Origin of the sequence: Brevibacillus borstelensis, from assembly GCF_037834415.1 — a bacterium.
In the GTDB taxonomy this organism is placed as follows: Bacteria; Bacillota; Bacilli; order Brevibacillales; family Brevibacillaceae; genus Brevibacillus; species Brevibacillus borstelensis_A.
The window spans coordinates 383,529-403,341 of record NZ_JAUMSJ010000001.1; the positions used below are offsets into that span (position 1 = coordinate 383,529).

Consider the following 19,813-nt stretch of genomic DNA (forward strand, 5'->3'; position numbering starts at 1 on the left):
GTCCACGTTTCTGCGTAGGGATAGACTAACGCTAATGAGAGCCGGAGGGATGGGGATGGGGCAGGTCATTTTTACCTTTTTTGTAGCGTATGGCATCGTTGTCGGCGGATCCCTGTGCGGCGGGCTAGGCGCCTTTTTAAATGAAAAGCCGCCGCTCTGGTCCATTCATGATTTGGCGGATCAATTAAAAATATGGGGGCTTGTAGGAGCCTTGGGCGGAACGTTTGATTCCTTTTTGCAAATCGAAAAAATTCTCATGGGCAACTTTTCTCCCGTGTTCAAACAATTGGTGATGATCGTCGTCGCGTTCCTCGGCGCCCATATGGGAACGATTTCGATCCAATGGCTGGTTCAGGTGCGTTCATGAAGGTAAAGCTGTGGAAGCGGTATGTCTCCCTTCTGCTAATCGGAGCGATTCTCGGCGGATCAGGAATGCTGTTTATCTACGGCAGGGAAATGGAGCAAATGATGCTTGTCAAGCGCAGTCTGCAGCTGCTGAACGACAAGCTGATGGAGGAAAATCAGAGCTTGAAGCAGTCGGCAAAGGTGGCGCGGAAAAAACAAGAGGTAGTCATCGACGAGATTCGGGTCACCGTCCTGGATAAAAAGCTGCATGAGACGATTGTGCTGCAAGTGGCAAGGCAGCTGGAAAAGGATTTGGCCTCGTTGAAAGGAAAAAAGGTAGAGCAGGTGGCGGAAGTTCAGGAGATGCTGCATGAAATGCTGCGCCGTAGAGAATACATTATTGAAGGAACAATGGTCGAAGTGCGTGTCAAAACGGTAGCCATTAGCCGTATTCTTCACCTGTTTGTTACAGCTGAAGTAAAGCGCGAGGATATATGACAAACGGGAAATCTATTTCAGCAGCGAAACCTTTCTTGCGACTCTCCGTATAAAAAGGACAGAAGCTTCGCTCTTGCTTGAAAAAGCGGGGCAACCGATCGCGTTGGTTAAGGGGAGAATGAATCCATGTCGATGTTTAAGAAGCTGTTGGCAAGCGTAGGAATAGGAGCTGCCCAAGTTGATGCCCGCCTGGAGAACGATTCGTTGATTCCGGGGGAATGGGTAAGGGGAGAGGTCCACATCAAAGGCGGAGATGTCGCCCAGGATGTTGACGAAATTTATATGTACGTCGTAACGCATTACGAACGCGAAACGAATGATCGCAAGGTTAAGGAAGAATGCACACTTGGCAAATACCGTATTTCCGATCGGTTTTCGCTGAACCCGAAGGAAGAGAAGGCGATCCCGTTTTCTTTCCAGCTTCCGTACGAAACCCCGCTTACGATGGGCCGGCAGCCCGTTTATCTGCGCACTGGACTGGACATTAAAAATGCCATCGATCCGGGGGATTCAGATTTTATCGAGGTAAGGCCGCATCCGCTGATGGAGAAAGTGCTGGACGCCATCCAGTCCCTGGGCTTTCAATTGTATAAAGTCGATTGCGAGTACAATCGTTATCTCGGACGTACGTACCCGTTTGTGCAGGAATTTGAATTCCGACCGACCGGCCCCTACCGGAGCCGTTTGGAGGAGCTGGAGACCGTTTTTTATCTGAAGGAGGGAGAGCTGGAGGTTCTTCTGGAACTCGATAAACGGGCCCGCGGTTTTCTCGGAGCCTTTCAGGAAGCATTCAATTTGGACGAACGCTATGCCCGTTTCCGGTTGACCGAGGCTGATTTGAACCGACCGGTTTCGGCGATTGCCGAGGAAATTGAGGAAAACATTCGCCGTAATTCGCGCTAGCCAAAAGCAAACCGCGCAAAAAAGAAAAATGATAGAACATAATTTCCGCTATGGAACCATGATTGGTCCTGGCGGCCTCTTTTCATCATCAAAGAGGCTCTTCATTAAATTAGGAACGTTTGACAAGAAAACGCGGGAGCAGTGCTTCCCGCGTTTTTATAACGTTATGGGGTACCCGGGAGCCATTTGAACAAAGGGTCATCCGTCAATCGGCGCTGTATACCTAAGCCTGTGCTAGCAATCTTCTGAGCAACCGACAATCGAAAGCAGAATGAACAGCACCAGAATGAGACCAATACCATTAAACCCGCCGCTCTTGAATAAACCGCTCATGCAAGCATCCTCCTTTGTTTGAGTGGGTTCCCTGTTATCGTATTGACGGGCGAGTGTTTAGGTGTTAGGGCGCCTACCCATTTTTGGGTAAAGAATACGGGTGAATTGATAATCTATTCGAAATATTATTGACAATGGGGATCTGATAACGTATGATTCGAAGTAATTGCAAAGAGCGGATGACGATTGTGGGAGAGACCGGACATTTGGGCCGGCACCGAAGGAGCAAACCCCAAAAATCCTTGGGAAAGAATCTCTCAGGTACAAGGTACCACAATGGGACGCACCTCTGGAGAGAGCGGACAGCCACCCAAGGGGAAGACTCCCGTGCAGGAGTTAAACTCTCAGGTAAAAGGACAGAGGAGAGGTAGATTACGCGCTATCTATCTTTCCCTGTCCTTTTTTGCTTTGGGAAAGGTGGGAGTCAAGGGAGGACTATAAAATGAGCTTGCGGGATCACGACAGAGAAATTTTCGAAGCGATCGAAGCGGAACGCCAGCGTCAGCTAGGGACGTTGGAGCTGATCGCGTCGGAAAACTTTGTGAGTCAGGACGTTTTGGACGCCATGGGATCCGTGCTGACCAACAAGTATGCGGAAGGCTATCCCGGGAAGCGGTATTACGGCGGCTGCGAGCATGTGGATGTAGTCGAGCGATTGGCGATCGACCGGGTATCGAGGCTGTTCGGAGCCGCATACGCCAACGTCCAGCCGCACTCCGGCGCCCAGGCGAACATGGCCGTGTTCTTTTCGCTATTGCAGCCAGGCGACACCTTTATGGGGATGAATCTGTCGCATGGGGGCCATCTCACGCACGGAAGCCCGGTCAGCCTCTCGGGAAAGTGGTTTCACGTCGTCCCGTACGGCGTGCGCGAGGAAGATCATCTGATCGATTTCGACGAAGTGGAAGCGATTGCCCGCCGGGAAAAGCCGAAACTGATCATCGCGGGCGGCAGTGCCTATTCCCGGACGCTCGATTTCGCCCGCTTTCGGGAGATCGCCGAGCAGGTGGGAGCAAAGCTGATGGTGGACATGGCACATATCGCCGGATTGGTGGCGGGAGGTGTGCATCCTTCGCCCGTTCCGCATGCCGACGTCGTGACCAGCACCACCCATAAAACGCTGAGGGGACCGCGCGGCGGGATTATTCTGACCAATGACGAGGAGATGGCAAAGGGCGTAAACAAAGCGATTTTCCCAGGCATCCAGGGCGGGCCGCTGATGCACATCATCGCGGCAAAGGCAGTCTCTTTTCAAGAAGCGCTGCAGCCCGAGTTCCGCGACTACGCGGGGCAGGTGGTGAAAAACGCGAAGGCTCTCGCCGAGACCTTGCTGGAAGAAGGAGCGAGGCTGGTTTCAGGCGGTACGGACAACCACCTGCTGCTTCTCGATGTACGGGTCTTTGGACTGACAGGAAAGGAAGCGGAAAAACTGTTGGAGGAGGCAGGCATCACCGTCAACAAAAACACAATTCCGTTTGATCCGGAAAGTCCGTTTGTCACCAGCGGGATTCGAATCGGAACTGCCGCCGTCACCACAAGAGGCATGAAAGAAGCAGAGATGAAGACCGTCGGACGAGCCATTGCAGCTGTTCTGAAAGGGAAAAAAGCTCCGTCCGTACGAGAGTCCATCAGCCAATTATGTGCCGCTTATCCTCTTCACAATCGCGATTCGGTATTGCGCTGACGGGGGTGGCGGAATATGCCTAGGGCCCTGCGGGAAACGGCTCTCGGCGAATGGGTGGCTCACCCACAGGGTAAAGATATGAAGAAACGAATTTGAGGAACGGACAGGTCCTTTATGGCATAAACCATAAGGGGCCTGTTCTTTTATTGTCTATTTTTTGATTTGCATGTATAAGCCGGGATTTTTCTGACAATACTGCGACTATACATAACCGTAAGGAGGAAAAAATGGAATGAATTTACTGGAAAAAACAAGAAGGATTAACGTCATGCTTCAAAAAACGATGGGAGGAAGCGGAGTAGGGTACCATGACCTGGCTCGGCTGCTGGCCGATGTGATCGGCGCGAACGTCTACATCGTCACGGCCGACGGGACGATTTTAGGAAATGGCGTGCGCGAGGATTTTGGCATCGGACAGGGGCAAGAGGGCAGGACAAGCGCAATGCTGCCATACGGCTACAATCAAAAGCTTTTGGAAGTCAACCAGTCCTTGGCGAACGAGGGGGCGCAAAGCCCGTACAGCATGGTACCGGAGGAATTGCTGCCGCTCTTCCCGCAAATGATGACGACCATCGTTCCGATCAACGCGGGCGGAAGCCGTCTGGGTACGCTCGTATTGCTTCGTGCTTACGGCACCTTCGAAACGGAGGATTTGATCCTGGCCGAAATCGGCGCGACTGTCATTGGCATGAAAATAGTCCGTCAGCGCACGGAACAGATTGAAAATGAAGTGCGCGACAAAACCTTTGCCAAGATTGCGCTTTCTTCCCTTTCCTACAGCGAGCAGATCGCCATTGAAAAAATCATGGAGCAGCTCGATGCCAAAGAAGGCTTGCTGGTAGCTAGCCAGCTGGCAGATCAGGCCGGGCTGACCCGTTCCGTCATCGTCAACGCGCTCCGAAAGCTTGCCAGCGCAGGAGTGCTGGAATCCCGCTCGCTCGGGATGAAAGGCACATACATCAAGGTGCTGAACGACAAATTCCCATCCGAATTGGCGAAGTGGAAGACGTCGTAATGTAAGAAAGCCCAATCCAATGCGGATCGGGCTTTTTTCTTTCTATCGGATAGCTGGCGGGGCGAGCCTGCAGCAGGGCCGGGTCAGACGGATAGCGAGGTTTGCGGCTCTTGCTCCTGCTTGTTTTTGATGCCTTGCTGAGCCCACAGCGGGTGCTGCTCCGCCTGTCGGAAGTGGCGAAACAGAATCAGGCTCATTCCGAGCAGGCCAACGGCGAACCCGCCGACGAGAAGGAGCGTATCGGCTTCCAGAATCTGTTTTTGCAAAAGAAACGAGCAAATCGCATAGCTGACCGGACCAAGTCCGATTGACATGGTCGTCAATAGCGATATGACTCTGCCCAGCATGTGTTCCGGGACGATGGTCTGAATGTAGGTGAGCAAAGGGATGTTCGTCATCGCCATTGTCAGTCCTACGATCAGCATCATCGACAAACCGAACGGGAGTTCGTGCATGAAGGAGACTGCGACGATGCCGGCGCCCATAAAGCCGAGAAGAAACGGGAGCAGCAGGAAGCGTCCGCGAAAGCCATTGCATACGCCGGTAATAATGCCGCCGATGATGGTGCCTACTCCGAGCGAAGTGCTAAGAGAGCTGTAAGCATTGCTGTCCCATCCCAATTGCTTGACGAGGAGAGGCAGCCCCATGTTGACAGGGCCTGAAAACATCATATTCACGACCAGAGAGGTTCCAAAAATGATCATCAGGACCGGAATGGTTTTGGCAAAGAGAATCCCTTCAAAAATTTGCCGGAAAAAGGAAGGCTCCGCCTTTGTTTGTGAGTCGCGGCTTATGGTCTCTCCCTGTTGCAGGCGAAGGGTAAAAATGATCAGGGTGCCGACAAAAAAAGCGGCAGCCATGGTAAGAAAGGTCGCAGGATAGCTTGTCGACCGCATCAGGAGCGCTGCCGCAAGCGGTCCGCCGACGAGGCTGATTTGTTGCGCAATTTCCATAAGGCTGTTGGCGGGGGCAAGCTGTTCGCGGGAGACGACAAAGGGCAGGACGCTGCTTCTCGCCGGCCAGAAGAAAGCGTCGACCGTACCGAACAGGAAGGCTGTCACATACGCGGAATAAGGAAGCCAGTGACCGGTCTCTTGCATTATTAGCAGCATGCCAAAGACGCCCAGCACAATCCCCCGTGCCAGGATGGAAGCAAACATGATCCACTTTCGGCTGTACTTGTCGGCGGCGACGCCCCCAACGAGCATAAAGAGCAGGCGCGGAATGGACATGCACATCAGCGTTGTCCCGAGTACCGCCTCTGACCCGGTCTTATCGACGATAAACCAGGACAAGGAGATAAAAAAAGCGCCGTCAGCCAGAGCCGAGATCAGATTGCCGATCCAGAGGCGGACAAACTGGCTGTTGCGCCAAAGAACCGGATTCGGTGATGATTTTGCCGTCATCGTCACTTCCGTTCAACCCTCCTGCAAATTTTTTCAACGGTCGTATCGTTGACAATTTCATACCCGTCCGGCAGCGACTCGTCGTCTGATACGTAAACGCGTTCATTCGTCATAAAACCGACGTGAACGAAATAAAATACCTCATTCGTATCTTCGATTTCTCCCGCAGCAATCCGCTGCAGATGTCTTTCCTCGATATCCCCGAGCTCCTTCAAAAGCTCGCGATACTTGTCCAGCCAAGCCTTGATGTCGTCGCGGGATGCCTTTACCTCGCCATTGCAGCCAAACAGAGGCGGACGCTTCGATTCTTCGGCAAAGAGCAGGAAGCTCTCTTCAGGTGCATTGTACAGACGGGTTATGCTGCTGCGCAGATGGTTCAGCATCGTCTCCTGCATCAGCATGGTGTCGTCTTTGAGGGACGGCAAGAGTTTGTCGCTTACTTTAAAGTCGTACGCTTTGGACCGGTAAAATTTTTGCACGATCCCGTTTTTCTCTTCTGTTCGTACGACCTCGATGAAGCCGTGATGCTCCAGCTCCTTCAGATGGTAATGCACCTTCGAGGGGGAGAGTGAAAGTTGAGTGGCCAGCTGCTTTCCTGTCTGTTCTTCTCTGACCAGCAGGTTGATGATCTCCATCCGCAGCGCGTCGCCGATGGCTTTCAGTTGCTCCAAGTTTTCAATAACCATGTAACGTTTCAATGGAATCCGCCTTTCCATACAAAGTATCGTGTTGTATTTTCGTAACGTTCAAATTTTCTTGAACGTATTGTAACAATTGAAAGGATGTCAGGGCAAGTGAATTCTGCTTTTTTTCACAAATAGTGTTACAATACGGAAAAAACGGTGAAAGGACAAGAGCGGAGCATGTCATCCATACTTAAACATCCGGTCTTTCGCCGTCTTTACACGGCGCACATCATTCATATCGTCGGAAATGAATTTACCTTTATCGCGGTTGTGGGTCTCTTGCAGGATCTCAGTGGCTCCGGCCTGTCGTTTGCGGCCGGAACGGTCTTTCGGATGCTGCCCTATGTCATCACGAGTCTGTTTTCAGGGGCGCTGCTTGAAAACAGGGACAAACGTAAAGTGATGATCATTGCGAATTTTTTACGAGGGGTCCTTGTCAGCCTCTTTTTCTGGATAACGACACCTACCTACCTGTGGGTCGTTTTTTTGCTTTTAATCCTGGTCAACGTTTGCAGCGCCTTTTTTCAACCGGCCATGCAGGTGGCGATCGTCCAGTCGGTCAAGCAGGAGGACAGGCTGCAAGCCAACTCGCTCATGCAAGGCACAACGTCTTTTCTGATTATTGTCTGTCAGGGAGTGGCTGCATTTTTGGTCTATTATTTTTCCTACAGATTTAATTTTCTCCTCGATGCCGCCTGTTATTTCGTCTCGCTCCTGATCCTTTTAAAGCTGCCGTCTCTCAGCGGCATGGAGATGAAGACCAGTACTGGCTTTTTCACGCGTCTGCGCGAAGGGTTTGACTATGTCCGCGCGGTTCCGAAAATCAAATCGGTGCTGATGTATCAAATGGCGGAACGCATACTTGGTGCCTACTACATCATGCTGATGTTTCATATCCTGCAGGAGCGGAAAGAAGGCTTGTACGTCTTCGGCCTGCTCGATATTCCGCTGGGACTTGGAGGAGTTTTGGCCGGTGTCGTCGTGAGCAGGTGGGCGGACCGCGCAGGGGAGAAGGGCGTGAATACGGCTCTTGGCTGGGCTTTGGTGGCCATGAGTCTCTCGGTATACGGGATGTTTCACGCGGGGCCGATCATCTTGCTCGGAGTCGCGACCTTGTTTTGCGCGTTCGCTTCCTTCAGCTCTTCGATCATGGCGGTTACCCGACTGCAGCGCCTGGCCGATTCGGAATATCTGGCCCGCGTCTTTTCCATCCGCGAGATGGCGACGATGGGAAGCTTTGCAGCAGGCTGCCTGATCGTCGGCTACGGCGCGGAAAAAGCAGGAAGCTCGCTTGTTTCCACAGGTCTCGCGGTATTTGGAGTGATCGCCGGCCTCATATGGCTGCTGGCGGCTCGGAGCCTTGGAGAACAGAGCAAAGAAGCCGGTTAAGCAATAGTCCTTCCAACCGCCGAACAACTGACACCTCTTTTGCCTTTCATACGGTGCAAAAAGGTGTTTTTTCTTTGAAATAAATTCATTTATATATTTTAATAAACATAGTAATTGAAAAAGTATATATTTTAAATTAAAATGATTGAAAAGTGGTGAAAAAAGAGGGAGATGCATGTGAAGGAGCTTTGGAATCATTCTGCTTTTCGCTGGTACTGGACAGGACTGTTTTTGTCCTCGCTGGGAAATTCGTTTGGCTGGATGGCCCTTTCCTGGTTTGTGATGAAAAAGACGGGCTCGCCTGTTGCAATGGGGGGCGTCGTTCTCGCGTTCATGCTCTCATCGGTTGCGGCAGGTCTGGTCGTCGGGGTGCTGCTGGATCGCTTCAACCGGCGGAAGCTCATTATTTGGGACAATTTATTGCGCGGCTTGATTTACATAGCGCTCGTCCTGGTGCTGCAGTCGGATTCGCTGCCGCTCTGGACTGTCTACGCCTTGATCATCATGGCCGGACTGCTTTCGCCGCTTAGCAGCTCGGGAGCGCAGGCGCTGTTGCCCCGGCTGGTTCCGGACAAAAATCTTTTGGTGAAAGCAAACGGCCTGATGGAAAGCCAGTGGCAGATGACCGGATTGTTCGGCCCGGCGCTGGCGGGGTTGTTGATCTCTTTGATCGGAGAGAGCATGGTCCTCCTGGTGGATGCATGCGCCATGTTCTTATGCGCGTTTTGCTTTTACCGGATTCCATTCGAATCGCTGGATGATGTTTCCAGGCAAAGCGCTGCGGGCAAGCCGGGGGAATTTTTTCGCTCGCTTGCGTCCGATATTTTGACAGGGTACCGCTTTCTTTTTAAACGGGCGCAGCTCGTTTGGCTCATTCTGTTTACTTTTTTCTTCAACATGGCGTACGGCCCTGTCGAGGTGGCACTTCCGCTTTACGCCGATCAGCTTCTGGAGGGGGGATCGCTTTCACTCGGTCTGCTATGGTCGGCGCTTGCGGGAGGAGCGCTGCTCGGTTCCGTCCTGTTTTCAGCGATCACCTGGAGGATAACCACTGGCGTAACGCTGTCTTCGATCATTGTCTTGTGGGGGATCACGACGCTGCCGCTGGCGTTCTTTGCGCGAACGGATGTTGCGGTCATTGCCATGGGTCTGGCCGGGCTTAGCTTCACTCCATACAACATTCTGTATCGCAGCTACTTGCAAAAGAACATTCCTTCCGAGATGCTTGGCCGTGTTCTGACGAGTGTGAGGACGATTACCGGAACGGGGATGCCGGCGGGCGCCGGCCTTTCCGGTGTGCTGATTCCGAGCATGGGGCTGCAAGGGCTGCTTGGCGCTGCGTCTGCGGCCTGTATTGTGATAGGGCTTATTGCCCTTCCGCTTCTGCGCCGCCTGGATACCCCGGGGCTACTTGCGGTTCAGGAGGGGAGCAGCCAAGCGCTTCAACCGGCTCGGCAGAAGGCGGTAAAAGAGGGAGAGCAGATGTAGGCGACGGGGCATGGCAACCTCGTCCCGCTTGTTTTGGACGGCGCGCAGAATGCGCTTCGCCGCTTGCTCCGGGGTGATCAGGTAACGTTCAACCTTGCCCCGATAAGCGCCCGACTTGTCAGCCCGATTCAAAAAAGGCGTGTCGATCGGCCCGGGCATCACGCACGTGACGTATATGCCGGCATCGGCCAGCTCGTGGCGCAGACCTTCACTAAAGCGGATGACGGCCGCCTTGCTGCCGGCGTAAACAGCGGCTTTGGCGGACGCTGCTTGTCCCGCCAGCGAACCGATATTGACGATATGGCCAGACTTGGCTGCCAGCATCATCGGCAAAAAGGCGTGAGTCACGTAGAGGAGGCCGGAAAGATTGGCGTCAACCGTCTGTTTGATTTCGCTTACGTTCATTTCCGCAAAGAGAACAAACAGGGCCGTGCCCGCATTGTTGTAAAGGATATCGCACTTGCCGTAGTTTCTTTTCACCAGGTCGGCCAATTGCGCGCACATGTCGGCGGCGGTGACATCGAGCTGATGACTGGCAAGGCTGTCCGGGTTTCCCAGCTTTTCACGAAGCGCTTGCAGTCCCGCTCCCGATCGTCCGGTGGCAACGACCAGATCTCCTTGTGCGAGATGCAGACGAGCCAATGCGGCGCCCAGTCCTCCAGTGGCGCCGGTAATGACGACAACCTGCCGTTTATCCATGAATACTCCCCCCTTTTAAGGTTATTTTCGTGCAAAGGGCGTCTGGATATGGAAAGTATAAGTGCCCGGGATGTGGTGAAGGATAGCCCCTAGGGGGTGAATATACATGCCAGTAGTAAAGTGCAGTGTAGCCAACTGTGAGTATTGGAGCGAAGGCAACAACTGTAATGCCGACATGATCATGGTGGAAATCGACGCTCACGCCAATGCGGACTTCAAGGAAGAGTTTGCCGGCGAGTACGGTCATGACAGCGAACACAAGGACAAGGCAGATACCTCTTCCCAAACCTGTTGTCACACCTTCAAACCGAAGAAAACGGAAAAAAAGTAACTCATGGAGCAAGGAAAAAAGACGTATCCCGCGCTGGCGATACGTCTTTTCCTGTTCTTGCCCGCCGTGTAAAGAGTGCAGTTCAAGACGTCTTCTTTTTCTTTCGCTATGGTCGTGTTGAGCCGAGGAGGCGTTTGATCGGCAGAGACTCCACCAAGGCGTCTACCTGCTCCCAGGAATGAACCCGGTGGACGAGCTCGGGCAGTGTTCCCTGGTTGTACGGGGTATCGAACAGCAGTACAGGAATCTCCAGCGCTTCGGAAAGCTGCAGGGCATTCTCCAAACGATCCTCGAGGAACAAGTCGACCCTCCATTTTTGGGCAGCGGCAAGTTTGTCGTGAGAACCGATCAAGTCCAATTCGTGAAAAGGGATTTGGTACCGGGAGAACCAATTGAGCGTGACGTCGCGGTGGCGAGCCTCCCGGGCACTGATGTAGATCAGGCGATGGCGGCCAAACCAGCTGCGCAAGATAGAATCGGCCGTTCCGTGCACAGGGGCTTCATCGTACAGCCGTTCACCATGCTTGTCCAGCCAGTCGGCAAAAGCTTCATCGCTAATGTCGTACACCTTGGCCAAATTGTAGACAAAACAGTCTTCGTAACGCAAATGTTTGCCAAAGCTCTCGTTCATCAAGGGCACGATACTGCTCGGTTCCGTGACAGTGCCATCAATATCGATGCCAATTGTTAGGGTTCTCTCTGGTTTCATCCTCTCGCCTCCAGTTTAAATTGTACACCCAAGGCAGAGAATAAAGCTACTTCCTTCACCACAATCCTTGTAAAAGGGGCTGAGCTTGACATGGCGTACGACGAAAAAGAGCGTATGAATGCTGAGCAGAAGGAAGCAGACAACGGGCCCGCCAAAATGGTAGATCAACGGGACACGGAGTTTGCTGTGGACAGCTGGATGGGTGCTGTGTTTAACCTGGACAGCAGCAACGCCAAACGCAACATCGACTACGACCCGCTGACGCACACCGAACGGTACAACGGCGAACAGCAACATGCCAACCTCGATGACGAGCTGATCCAATCGAAGGAGCAGACTGAACGCCCGCATTATACCGTTGAGCGTTCTGCCAAGGCAAGCGACGTTGAAACCGCCGCCGAAATCGCGGAGCCGATCCGTGGAACCCGCCGATCTGCCGAAACCAAGGCTGACCCTGAAAACGGCGCGAGCGGTTTGGGAATGACGGGTCTTGGACTTTCCATCCTGTCGCTCTTTTTGCTCCCGTATCTGATTGCGCCTGTTGGTATCGTCTTGGGCTACCTGGCGTTTCGCCGAAATGCCCGTACACTTGGGACGTGGGCAATGATTATTGGGGCTGTAGCGATTCTTGGCGCCTTGATCGTGTATCCCTATTACGTTGCCCGGTAGTCCCGCTTGATTGCCTCTCCCACGGGAGGGGCTTTTCTTTGCTTTAACAAGCAAGCGGTAGACGCAGTTGCGCGCTCTGTCATTCTTTATAAAAAGGGGATACAAACGGAGTAAGGGCAGCAACAACAGCGTCGCGGAATACCTCGGCCCTTTGGATAAAGCCTTCCGTTAGCAAGCCGTAAGCGCCCCCGCGATGATTGCTTCCTGAAGTGCCGCTCCACTCGTCAATCACGGTGGATAGCTCAATCCCTTCGCGTTTGATCCGTTCCACGGCTGCATTCGGGATGGGAAAGGCAAGCCCCTTGCCGATAAAAAGCTGTTCGCCGTTCCAGGCGGCGCATATCGAGATCAGATACCACTGATGGGTATGAACGCCGTCAAAGGCGAGGCCTCCTTCCAATCCCAAGCCTACATAGCCTTCGCCTGCCTGGATTCGGGCCGCTTTCGCCCGATTGATCGCACCTCTGACCGTCTCTTCCTCGGAAAGGGGCTGCCCGGAGATGCCGGAAGAAACAGACATGCAAAGCGGTTCACATCCAGTAGCCATAAGCACCGCTTTTGCCTTTGCTTCGTTTTTCGTGCCCAAAGCGTATCTCAGCACGGAAAAATCCATCAGAGCCAACCTCCACTTGTGTGATTAGGGGTAGTATACCATGTCCCAGAAAGGATGTTTCTGTGATAACATGAAAGAATAATCAGAACGTCGAAACGAGAGAGGAACGAACGATGAAATTTACCAAAATGCACGGACTCGGAAATGACTACGTCTATGTCAACTGCTTTGAGGAGCCGCTTTCTGGCGTGGATTTGCCGGAATTGGCGCGGAGGGTAAGCGACCGAAACTTTGGCATCGGCGGAGACGGACTGATTTTGATCATGCCCTCCGAGGCGGCTGACTTCCGCATGAGAGTCTTCAACAACGATGGCAGTGAAGCCAAAAACTGCGGCAACGGCTTGCGCTGTGTCAGCAAATACGTCGTCGACCACGGTCTGACCAGGAAAGAGTCCTTTACTGTGGAGACATTGGGAGGGATCGTGGCTCCCCGGGTACAGATCGGAAAAAACGGCAAGGTAGAACAGGTGACAATTGATATGGGAGAGCCGCGCTTTGAGCGATCTGCGATTCCGATGACGGGAAAGCCGGATGAACAGGTCGTGGAGTATCCGCTTGCCGTACAGGGACGGACATTTGCGATGACCGCCGTTTCGATGGGCAATCCGCATGCCATCCTGTTTGTGGAAGAGGTAAAGGAAGAGGATGTTACCGTATTTGGCCCGCACATCGAGCGGCACGAATGGTTTCTGGAGCGGACGAATGTTGAGTTTATCCAGGTGCTCAACCGGCAGGAGCTGTTGTTTCGCGTGTGGGAACGCGGTTCCGGCGTGACGCTGGCCTGCGGGACCGGAGCATGTGCGGCGGCAGTTGCAGCTAGTCTCAGCGGAAAGACAGACCGGACAGTTACCGTGCACTTGGCAGGAGGAGATTTGCTGATCGAGTGGCGAGAGAGCGACAACCGCGTATACATGACCGGCCCCGCGACAGAGGTGTACCAAGGTGTTTACACAGAGCCGCTCCCGATGTTGGACGGTCAAATGAGAGCCTGATCGACAGCGTGCCATGCCGATAAAAAAATCCGCCTCCAGCGTAAAGCCGAGGGCGGATTTTTTGCTGGTGTAAGCGGTCAGCGCGATTCAAACCATCTACCGTGTAAAGCTTGCATTCCTGCTGTTCGGATTCACAGGCTTACTTGCCGAGACCTGCCGCTATTTTTATCGCTGCCTGATGGTCCGGGTCGATCAGGTTGTCCTTATGGCGAAGGCTGTTTGGAAAATGGATGTCGAAATGACCTTCGAAATCATTGTCTGTTATGTATTCGATGCTGTGCGGCATGGAAGTCATGGAAGCAGCCAGTTTTCTGCCGTTCACTTCGACGAGCACCGGACGCACATTCCAGGAATAGGTGCCGCCCCATACTTCCTTGATGATGGCCGCGTCTTTCGCCGTCAGCGGTTCGGTATCCGAGTGGAATGCGCCGATGGTACGCTTCACTTGAAAGCTTTTGCCAGTGTGAAAATCGGTTACAGTGGCGACAGCATTGATCGGAAACAGGTATTGCGCTGCTTCAAACCAGTCCAGATATTCGCCGTAGGATGCACCCGGGGTAGACGTGACCGGGATGTGGTGAACCGGGATTTTTACGATTTGTCCCAGCTGCAGGTAGTCGCTCTCCGAAAGGCTGTTCACCCGCAAAAACTCGTCCCGGGGGATCCCATGCGCAATCGAAATCGTCCAGGGAGTATCCCCTTTCACAACCGTATAGTTCGCAGTGGTGACCCAAGGCTTGTCCGAAGCGGAAGGCTCTGCTCCCTTTCCTGTGGTCGGTTTTTCTGCCATGTTCCCGGTATCGGCCGGGGAGGAGGGCGCATCCGCATCTTTCCGCGGGATGACCAATTTTTGGCCGATCAACAGCTCTGTCGTTTTCAGCCCGTTGGCATCGACGATAGCCTGAATGGACACCTGAAAACGATCGGCAATCTTCCACAGCATGTCTCCTTTTACGACCGTGTAAAGGGAGCTGCTGTCTTGCGGAGCAGGGGTGTTCGAAGAGGCTGTTGGGATCAACAGCTTTTGCCCGATGAGAAGCTCGGTGGTGTTCAGCTTGTTTGCTTCAATGATGGCAGGAATCGTAGTTTGAAAGCGCGCGGCTATCTTCCACAGGACGTCATCGGCTTGAACGGTGTATACCAGGGAAGCTGGCGGTATCGAGAGGGATTGACCGACAAGAAGCTTGTCAGACTGTAGGTGATTGACCAGCTTGACCTGTTCAACCGTGACGCCGTATCTGGCTGCGATCTTACCCAATGTATCCCCCGGTTTGACCGTGATCGTAACAGCTGAAGCACTGGCAACGGGAAGAAGCGAGAGCGCCACAAGCGAGCTGATGGTCATGCGTTTCCAGGATGTTTTGAACATGATGATCGTTCCCCCTTGATGTTGATCTCTTGTTGCGCAAATAGTGTAACAATATTGTAAATGGAGGAAACAGATTCTTTCATTGGATAAATGCTTCCTCGGTTGGGAAACGGACCCAGTGCCGAAACACAAAAAATGCGTGGAAGTCGGCACCAGACTGTGCGTCCTTCCACGCTAGCAGAAATCATTTATACGGATTGTCACCCGTTGTACACCTCGTTAAGATAAGCGGTTTCCGCTTTTTCAATTTTCGCATGATTCATTTTTGTCAGCTCCGCTTGTAGCCTTTTCAATTCGGCCTCCATTTTGCGGATCTTCTCTTGCATTGCTTGTGCAGTCATGATGAATTCTCTCCTTCTCGCCATCTTTTATCTAAATTTACTGACTATTTTAACGAATGGGCACTTGCATGTAAAGAGCACTTTGGGAATGTAAGCGCTTGTATCTGTGACGGTTTCTTGACTTTTCGGGAATTTGCGACCATGCAGCAGATCGTTCAGGCTTTCCGTAGAAACTCATGAGCGTTTTCTTCACGTCTCCCGCGAACTGTCAGCAAACCGGTAGTGACAGTTGTCCAAACGGGGGAAAGTAAATAAAGTAGCGCCTTTCACTCTATGTGGAAAGAAACAAGTCGTGTTATGATGAAAGGTAGACTTTGGGCAATCGCCAAACAGGAAGGTGTGGACTGGTGATTTATTTGGATAACAGCGCCACGACCCGACCGTATCCTCAAGTCATTGAGGTGGTCAAACGAGCGATGGAAAGCTACTACGGCAACCCCTCGTCGCTCCATCAAAAAGGGTTGGAGGCAGAAAATGTGCTGAAGCAGGCTCGGATGGTAGCCGCTCAGTACCTCGGTTGCAAACCGTCGGAAATCCTGTTCACCTCCGGAGGAACGGAAAGCAACAACGCCGCCATCAAAGGAGTGGCGTTCCAATATCAGACCAGAGGCAAGCATATTGTGACGACAAGCGTCGAGCATCCTGCCGTGTACGATGTCTGCAAACAGCTGGAGGGGTTCGGTTTTTCCGTCACCTTCGTGCCAGTTGACCATGCAGGGCGGGTGTCTGTCGAGGATGTAAAGAAAGCGGTGCGGGAAGATACGATTCTCGTGTCTGTCATGCATGTCAACAATGAGCTTGGGACAATCCAGCCGATCGCGGAGATTGGAGAATGGCTCAAACAATTCCCCAAAACGTTGTTTCACGTCGACGCGGTGCAAAGCTTCGGAAAGCTTCCGCTCCGGGTGAAAGAGTGGGGAATTGACCTGGCCAGCATATCGGCTCACAAATTTCACGGCCCCCGCGGTACAGGCATTCTGTTCAAGCGTGAAGGACTGATTATCCAGCCGCTGTTGATGGGGGGAGGCCAAGAAGGAGGTTTCCGGTCGGGAACCGAAAACCTCCCGGCGATTGCCGGCATGGCTAAAGCGATCAGGATACTGACTGAGGAAGGAAAACGGGATGCTGATCGGTTGACTGAGCTGACTCGTCAGTTGCGTGCCGGTCTTTCCGTTATATCCGGCTGCGTGATCAACACCCCCGAAGAGGGAAGCGCTCCCCACATTGTCAATGTTTCGTTTCCCGGAATGAAAGCGGAGGTTGTCTTGCACGCCTTGGAGGAACGCGGTTTTCTCGTCTCGACCAAGTCGGCTTGCTCATCAAAGGCGGACGAGCCGAGCAGGGTGCTGACAGCGACAGGAATGGACCGGGAGCAGGCGCTGTCCGCCATTCGGATCAGCCTTGGAAGAGAGAACACTGCCGAAGAAATCAAACAGTTCATTGCTGCAGTGGGGGATGTCAGCAGCATGCGCTCATATATGAAAGAAAAAGTGTAACGATGCAAAGGAGCCGACAATGAATTACGATGTCATTTTGATTCGATACGGCGAGCTGGCCCTAAAAGGCAAGAATCGCGATTTGTTTGAAGAAGCGCTGGTGCGGAGCGTAAAAAGTGTATTGCGCTCCTTTTACAAGATCAAGGTTCGCCGCAATTACGGGCGAATGTACGTGGAGCTTCACGGAGAAGACGCCCAGGCCGTCATGGAGCGGCTCAAGCGGATTTTTGGTATCTCGTCCTTCAGTCCGACTGTGCAGGTGGAACAGGATGAAGAGCTGATCAAAGAAAAAGCTCTGGAAATGATTCGTCAAATTCAGCCGGAGCCCAAGACGTTTCGCGTAGAAACGCGGCGGGCCGACAAGCGGTTTCCGAAAACCTCGATGGAGGTCAGCCGGATGGTGGGGACTCACATCCTGCGCAATCTCCCTGCCATAAAAGTGGACGTCCATCAACCGGAAGCTGTCGTCAATATTGAGATACGCGCGGAAGGAACGTACATCAGCTGTCAAACCGTTCCAGGGCCAGGAGGCTTGCCGGTCGGCTCAGGAGGGAAAGTTCTGCTGCTGTTGTCCGGAGGGATCGATAGCCCTGTGGCAGGCTGGATGATGATGAAGCGCGGTGTTACGCTGGAGGCGATTCATTTCCACAGTCCGCCGTTTACCAGTGAACGCTCGCTGGAAAAGGTGCGGGACTTGGCCCATAAGCTCACCAAATGGGGCGGAACCATCCGGCTGCACGTCGTTCCCTTTACCGATATTCAGACGGCGATCCGCCAAAACTGCCCGGAGGACTACTTGATCACCATTATGCGCCGCTTTATGATGAGAATTTCCGAGCGGATTGCGAATGACAACAACGCTTTGGCTCTGGCGACAGGAGAAAGCCTGGGGCAGGTGGCTTCGCAAACGCTTGAGAGCATGAACACCATCAACGATGTCGTCTCGATTCCGATCCTGCGACCTCTGGTTGCAATGGATAAATCGGAGATTATGGACATTTCCAGGCGGATCGATACGTATGAGCTGTCTATTTTGCCCTTCGAGGATTGCTGCACGATCTTTACGCCGAAAAAGCCTGTCACAAGGCCAAAGGCGTATTTGGCAGAGCGCTTCGAAGAGAAACTGGACGTGGATGCAATGGTGGAAGACGCGGTCAATCGCACAGTGGTTGAAGAGATTACCTCCAAGCCTCGCGAAGTGGTGAACGATTTGTTTTAACTTCATTTAATCAGTGTGCGTTCCATGAAACGAGCAGAGAGGAAAACGGGGGGAGAACGATGATTGTCCGGTATGAACGCAACGGCAAGGTTAAGCACGGTTGGATGGTGGAAGAGGAGCAAAAGGTAAGGGTCATCGAAGGCGATATTTACAAAGTCCAGTCAGCCAAGCCTATCATGACTGGTTTGGAGCTGCCTCTGAATGAAGTAACCCTGCTGGCTCCCTGCACACCGAGCAAGGTCGTCTGCATTGGAGTAAACTACTTCGACCACGCCGAAGAGATGGGGATGGAAATCCCCGCAGAGCCATTGATGTTTCTCAAACCGTCCACGACGGTGGTTGGACCGGGAGAACCTATCATTTATCCGCGGTTGACGAAACAGCTTCATTATGAGGGAGAACTGGCTGTCGTCATCAAAAAGCGTGCTCATCGTGTAAAAGCAGAGGAAGCTGAGGACTTTATTCTCGGGTTTACATGCGCTATCGATGTGACTGCAAGAGATTTGCAGCATAAGGACGGACAGTGGACAAGATCGAAAAGCTTTGACACATTTTGTCCGTTGGGACCTGCAATTGCCGCCAAACTGGACCATCAGGATGTACGGATCGTCACCCGGGTAAATGGAGAGGTACGGCAGGATGCTTCCACGCGGCAGATGATTTTTCCTGTCCCCCGTTTGATTGAGGCGGTGTCGGCTGTCATGACTCTTTTGCCGGGTGACGTGATTTTGACGGGAACTCCTGTTGGTGTTGGGGAGCTGCACCCTGGCGATGAAATCTCCGTTACGATTGAAGGGATCGGTACTCTCGCCACACATGTTGTTTCTGAAGCATAAATCATGTACATTTCTACAACAAAAGGGCTCACCTTCCCAGATGCGGACAGGTGAGCTTTTTGGACGAGAGCTATCTTTCTTCCTCGGTTGCATCGGGATTGTCGTGGACAGGATGGGCACCGGGTAGCTGGCGAGGCAAATCTTTATGCATCTGCCGGGTTTCATAGGTAAAGCGGGTACTGGTCGAATGCTGTCCAGGCTCCCAACCAGTGGCTTTCCCCAAGCGCGCTTCATTCGTGGCCGCACCGTAGGGGCCTTCGGGAAACTCCTCCTGTAAAATCTCATTACGCTGTGATTCGACGGTAGATAGCTCGCTGTACGGTTTGTTGTCATATTCCTGATAAGTTGGTTTTGGAGACATGAAGAATCACGACCTTTCCATTAAGTATGCTTAGTGTGAAGTAAACGGGGGACACATATGCGCTGCATTTCTCAAGGATGTTAGAAGCAAGCGGACAAATTCGTTATAATTAAAAACTCTTCAAATTAAACAGGCTATAGTTAAGTGACATTAAAGTTTTTCGAAAAAACTCTTGATTATTTGCTGTGGAATATGTTATATTGATCCTTGTCGCCAAGAGCGAGAGTAATTCCGGAAAACTTGGAAGAAAAAAACTCTTGCACATTCTGTGGGCGATGTGATAAGATAAAAAAGTCGCTTCTGAGCGACCGACTTTCAGAAATGTTCCTTGAAAACTGAACAGCGAAGCGTTTTTACCGAAGTAATGCCAGTTGTCACGCTGAGGCACTTCAGTATCGAAGTGATGCCGTGTGACGCTGAAATACTTCGTA

General features: G+C 52.5%; 23 protein-coding genes and 1 riboswitch. Of the genes, 13 read left to right on the forward strand and 10 right to left on the reverse strand.

Annotated elements, in window-relative coordinates; translation table 11 throughout:
• The first annotated feature begins 55 nt into the window (after nucleotides 1-55).
• From Q3F21_RS01760 to Q3F21_RS01770, 3 genes are all read left to right on the forward strand, one after another.
• Nucleotides 56-367, forward strand: a complete 312-nt coding sequence (locus Q3F21_RS01760) for a YtrH family sporulation protein (protein WP_340249539.1) — start codon at nucleotides 56-58, stop codon at nucleotides 365-367.
• A complete protein-coding gene (locus tag Q3F21_RS01765) occupies nucleotides 364-843 on the forward strand; it encodes a hypothetical protein (RefSeq protein ID WP_340249541.1) in 480 nt (159 codons plus the stop codon). The genes Q3F21_RS01760 and Q3F21_RS01765 overlap by 4 nt, the downstream gene beginning before the upstream one ends.
• Nucleotides 844-969: 126 nt before the next feature.
• Nucleotides 970-1,746: a sporulation protein gene (locus Q3F21_RS01770; RefSeq protein ID WP_340249543.1), complete on the forward strand. Its 777-nt coding sequence runs from the start codon at nucleotides 970-972 to the stop codon at nucleotides 1,744-1,746.
• Nucleotides 1,747-1,980: 234 nt separating this feature from the next.
• Here the strand turns inward: Q3F21_RS01770 and yjcZ are convergent, their stop codons facing one another.
• Nucleotides 1,981-2,079, reverse strand: coding sequence for a sporulation protein YjcZ (yjcZ, locus tag Q3F21_RS01775; protein ID WP_340249545.1), 99 nt, complete (start codon nucleotides 2,077-2,079; stop codon nucleotides 1,981-1,983).
• Between the two features lie 179 nt (nucleotides 2,080-2,258).
• A riboswitch (glycine riboswitch) is annotated at nucleotides 2,259-2,363 on the forward strand.
• 158 nt (nucleotides 2,364-2,521) lie between these two features.
• Between yjcZ and glyA the strand changes: the two genes are divergently transcribed.
• Both glyA and codY read left to right on the forward strand, forming a co-directional pair.
• Entirely contained in the window at nucleotides 2,522-3,763 is a 1,242-nt protein-coding gene (gene glyA, locus Q3F21_RS01780) for a serine hydroxymethyltransferase (RefSeq protein ID WP_340249547.1), read from the forward strand.
• A gap of 232 nt (nucleotides 3,764-3,995) precedes the next feature.
• On the forward strand, nucleotides 3,996-4,778 hold the full coding sequence (codY, locus tag Q3F21_RS01785; protein ID WP_340249549.1) for a GTP-sensing pleiotropic transcriptional regulator CodY: 783 nt from the start codon (nucleotides 3,996-3,998) through the stop codon (nucleotides 4,776-4,778).
• Between the two features lie 83 nt (nucleotides 4,779-4,861).
• Here the strand turns inward: codY and Q3F21_RS01790 are convergent, their stop codons facing one another.
• Together Q3F21_RS01790 and Q3F21_RS01795 are read right to left on the reverse strand one after the other, a co-directional pair.
• The gene (locus Q3F21_RS01790) at nucleotides 4,862-6,184 is read right to left on the reverse strand and encodes an MFS transporter (RefSeq protein ID WP_340249598.1); all 1,323 of its coding nucleotides are present in this window, start codon (nucleotides 6,182-6,184) and stop codon (nucleotides 4,862-4,864) included.
• A gap of 2 nt (nucleotides 6,185-6,186) precedes the next feature.
• Nucleotides 6,187-6,882 (reverse strand): ArsR/SmtB family transcription factor, encoded by a 696-nt coding sequence (locus Q3F21_RS01795; protein WP_340249551.1) that lies wholly within the window; start codon nucleotides 6,880-6,882, stop codon nucleotides 6,187-6,189.
• 165 nt (nucleotides 6,883-7,047) lie between these two features.
• On the opposite strand from Q3F21_RS01795, the gene Q3F21_RS01800 reads away from it, so the two are divergent.
• Nucleotides 7,048-8,259, forward strand: a complete 1,212-nt coding sequence (locus tag Q3F21_RS01800; protein WP_340249553.1) for an MFS transporter — start codon at nucleotides 7,048-7,050, stop codon at nucleotides 8,257-8,259.
• Nucleotides 8,260-8,430: 171 nt separating this feature from the next.
• Nucleotides 8,431-9,747: an MFS transporter gene (locus Q3F21_RS01805; protein WP_340249554.1), complete on the forward strand. Its 1,317-nt coding sequence runs from the start codon at nucleotides 8,431-8,433 to the stop codon at nucleotides 9,745-9,747.
• On the opposite strand, the gene Q3F21_RS01810 is transcribed toward Q3F21_RS01805, so the two are convergent.
• A complete protein-coding gene (locus tag Q3F21_RS01810; RefSeq protein ID WP_340249556.1) occupies nucleotides 9,667-10,446 on the reverse strand; it encodes an SDR family NAD(P)-dependent oxidoreductase in 780 nt (259 codons plus the stop codon). The genes Q3F21_RS01805 and Q3F21_RS01810 overlap by 81 nt on opposite strands.
• 106 nt (nucleotides 10,447-10,552) lie before the next feature.
• Here Q3F21_RS01810 and Q3F21_RS01815 point away from each other — a divergent pair, with 106 nt between their 5' ends.
• Nucleotides 10,553-10,777, forward strand: coding sequence for a DUF1540 domain-containing protein (locus Q3F21_RS01815; protein ID WP_340249558.1), 225 nt, complete (start codon nucleotides 10,553-10,555; stop codon nucleotides 10,775-10,777).
• Nucleotides 10,778-10,883: 106 nt separating this feature from the next.
• Here the strand turns inward: Q3F21_RS01815 and Q3F21_RS01820 are convergent, their stop codons facing one another.
• Nucleotides 10,884-11,486 carry a 5' nucleotidase, NT5C type gene (locus Q3F21_RS01820; protein ID WP_340249560.1) on the reverse strand — a complete coding sequence of 201 codons (603 nt, stop codon included), beginning with the start codon at nucleotides 11,484-11,486 and terminating at the stop codon, nucleotides 10,884-10,886.
• A gap of 90 nt (nucleotides 11,487-11,576) precedes the next feature.
• On the opposite strand from Q3F21_RS01820, the gene Q3F21_RS01825 reads away from it, so the two are divergent.
• A complete protein-coding gene (locus Q3F21_RS01825) occupies nucleotides 11,577-12,155 on the forward strand; it encodes a DUF456 domain-containing protein (protein WP_340249562.1) in 579 nt (192 codons plus the stop codon).
• A 79-nt stretch (nucleotides 12,156-12,234) separates the two neighbouring features.
• On the opposite strand, the gene Q3F21_RS01830 is transcribed toward Q3F21_RS01825, so the two are convergent.
• Entirely contained in the window at nucleotides 12,235-12,768 is a 534-nt protein-coding gene (locus Q3F21_RS01830; protein ID WP_340249564.1) for a DUF84 family protein, read from the reverse strand.
• Between the two features lie 113 nt (nucleotides 12,769-12,881).
• Here Q3F21_RS01830 and dapF point away from each other — a divergent pair, with 113 nt between their 5' ends.
• Nucleotides 12,882-13,760: a diaminopimelate epimerase gene (gene dapF / locus Q3F21_RS01835; RefSeq protein WP_340249566.1), complete on the forward strand. Its 879-nt coding sequence runs from the start codon at nucleotides 12,882-12,884 to the stop codon at nucleotides 13,758-13,760.
• Nucleotides 13,761-13,899: 139 nt separating this feature from the next.
• Here the strand turns inward: dapF and Q3F21_RS01840 are convergent, their stop codons facing one another.
• Entirely contained in the window at nucleotides 13,900-15,129 is a 1,230-nt protein-coding gene (locus Q3F21_RS01840; protein ID WP_340249568.1) for a LysM peptidoglycan-binding domain-containing protein, read from the reverse strand.
• 200 nt (nucleotides 15,130-15,329) lie between these two features.
• Nucleotides 15,330-15,470 carry a hypothetical protein gene (locus Q3F21_RS01845; RefSeq protein ID WP_340249570.1) on the reverse strand — a complete coding sequence of 47 codons (141 nt, stop codon included), beginning with the start codon at nucleotides 15,468-15,470 and terminating at the stop codon, nucleotides 15,330-15,332.
• A gap of 347 nt (nucleotides 15,471-15,817) precedes the next feature.
• On the opposite strand from Q3F21_RS01845, the gene Q3F21_RS01850 reads away from it, so the two are divergent.
• Genes Q3F21_RS01850 through Q3F21_RS01860 form a run of 3 tightly spaced genes read left to right on the forward strand, consistent with a single transcriptional unit; the run spans nucleotide 15,818 to nucleotide 19,021 of the window.
• A complete protein-coding gene (locus Q3F21_RS01850) occupies nucleotides 15,818-16,966 on the forward strand; it encodes an IscS subfamily cysteine desulfurase (RefSeq protein ID WP_340249572.1) in 1,149 nt (382 codons plus the stop codon).
• A 19-nt stretch (nucleotides 16,967-16,985) separates the two neighbouring features.
• Nucleotides 16,986-18,185, forward strand: coding sequence for a tRNA uracil 4-sulfurtransferase ThiI (thiI, locus tag Q3F21_RS01855; RefSeq protein ID WP_340249574.1), 1,200 nt, complete (start codon nucleotides 16,986-16,988; stop codon nucleotides 18,183-18,185).
• Nucleotides 18,186-18,244: 59 nt separating this feature from the next.
• The gene (locus Q3F21_RS01860) at nucleotides 18,245-19,021 is read left to right on the forward strand and encodes a fumarylacetoacetate hydrolase family protein (protein WP_340249576.1); all 777 of its coding nucleotides are present in this window, start codon (nucleotides 18,245-18,247) and stop codon (nucleotides 19,019-19,021) included.
• Nucleotides 19,022-19,091: 70 nt separating this feature from the next.
• On the opposite strand, the gene Q3F21_RS01865 is transcribed toward Q3F21_RS01860, so the two are convergent.
• Nucleotides 19,092-19,382: a hypothetical protein gene (locus Q3F21_RS01865; protein ID WP_340249578.1), complete on the reverse strand. Its 291-nt coding sequence runs from the start codon at nucleotides 19,380-19,382 to the stop codon at nucleotides 19,092-19,094.
• Between the two features lie 109 nt (nucleotides 19,383-19,491).
• Nucleotides 19,492-19,813: hypothetical protein (locus Q3F21_RS01870; protein WP_340249580.1), on the reverse strand; the 322-nt coding region annotated here is incomplete at its 5' end.

Coding starts and splice junctions, on each gene's coding strand:
- Q3F21_RS01760 (WP_340249539.1), top strand. CDS start 56: ATGGGGCAGGTCATTTTTACCTTTTTTGTAGCGTATGGCATCGTTGTC.
- Q3F21_RS01765 (WP_340249541.1), top strand. CDS start 364: ATGAAGGTAAAGCTGTGGAAGCGGTATGTCTCCCTTCTGCTAATCGGA.
- Q3F21_RS01770 (WP_340249543.1), top strand. CDS start 970: ATGTCGATGTTTAAGAAGCTGTTGGCAAGCGTAGGAATAGGAGCTGCC.
- yjcZ (WP_340249545.1), bottom strand. CDS start 2,079: ATGAGCGGTTTATTCAAGAGCGGCGGGTTTAATGGTATTGGTCTCATT.
- glyA (WP_340249547.1), top strand. CDS start 2,522: ATGAGCTTGCGGGATCACGACAGAGAAATTTTCGAAGCGATCGAAGCG.
- codY (WP_340249549.1), top strand. CDS start 3,996: ATGAATTTACTGGAAAAAACAAGAAGGATTAACGTCATGCTTCAAAAA.
- Q3F21_RS01790 (WP_340249598.1), bottom strand. CDS start 6,184: ATGACGGCAAAATCATCACCGAATCCGGTTCTTTGGCGCAACAGCCAG.
- Q3F21_RS01800 (WP_340249553.1), top strand. CDS start 7,048: ATGTCATCCATACTTAAACATCCGGTCTTTCGCCGTCTTTACACGGCG.
- Q3F21_RS01805 (WP_340249554.1), top strand. CDS start 8,431: ATGCATGTGAAGGAGCTTTGGAATCATTCTGCTTTTCGCTGGTACTGG.
- Q3F21_RS01810 (WP_340249556.1), bottom strand. CDS start 10,446: ATGGATAAACGGCAGGTTGTCGTCATTACCGGCGCCACTGGAGGACTG.
- Q3F21_RS01815 (WP_340249558.1), top strand. CDS start 10,553: ATGCCAGTAGTAAAGTGCAGTGTAGCCAACTGTGAGTATTGGAGCGAA.
- Q3F21_RS01820 (WP_340249560.1), bottom strand. CDS start 11,486: ATGAAACCAGAGAGAACCCTAACAATTGGCATCGATATTGATGGCACT.
- Q3F21_RS01825 (WP_340249562.1), top strand. CDS start 11,577: ATGGCGTACGACGAAAAAGAGCGTATGAATGCTGAGCAGAAGGAAGCA.
- Q3F21_RS01830 (WP_340249564.1), bottom strand. CDS start 12,768: ATGGATTTTTCCGTGCTGAGATACGCTTTGGGCACGAAAAACGAAGCA.
- dapF (WP_340249566.1), top strand. CDS start 12,882: ATGAAATTTACCAAAATGCACGGACTCGGAAATGACTACGTCTATGTC.
- Q3F21_RS01840 (WP_340249568.1), bottom strand. CDS start 15,129: ATGTTCAAAACATCCTGGAAACGCATGACCATCAGCTCGCTTGTGGCG.
- Q3F21_RS01845 (WP_340249570.1), bottom strand. CDS start 15,470: ATGACTGCACAAGCAATGCAAGAGAAGATCCGCAAAATGGAGGCCGAA.
- thiI (WP_340249574.1), top strand. CDS start 16,986: ATGAATTACGATGTCATTTTGATTCGATACGGCGAGCTGGCCCTAAAA.
- Q3F21_RS01860 (WP_340249576.1), top strand. CDS start 18,245: ATGATTGTCCGGTATGAACGCAACGGCAAGGTTAAGCACGGTTGGATG.
- Q3F21_RS01865 (WP_340249578.1), bottom strand. CDS start 19,382: ATGTCTCCAAAACCAACTTATCAGGAATATGACAACAAACCGTACAGC.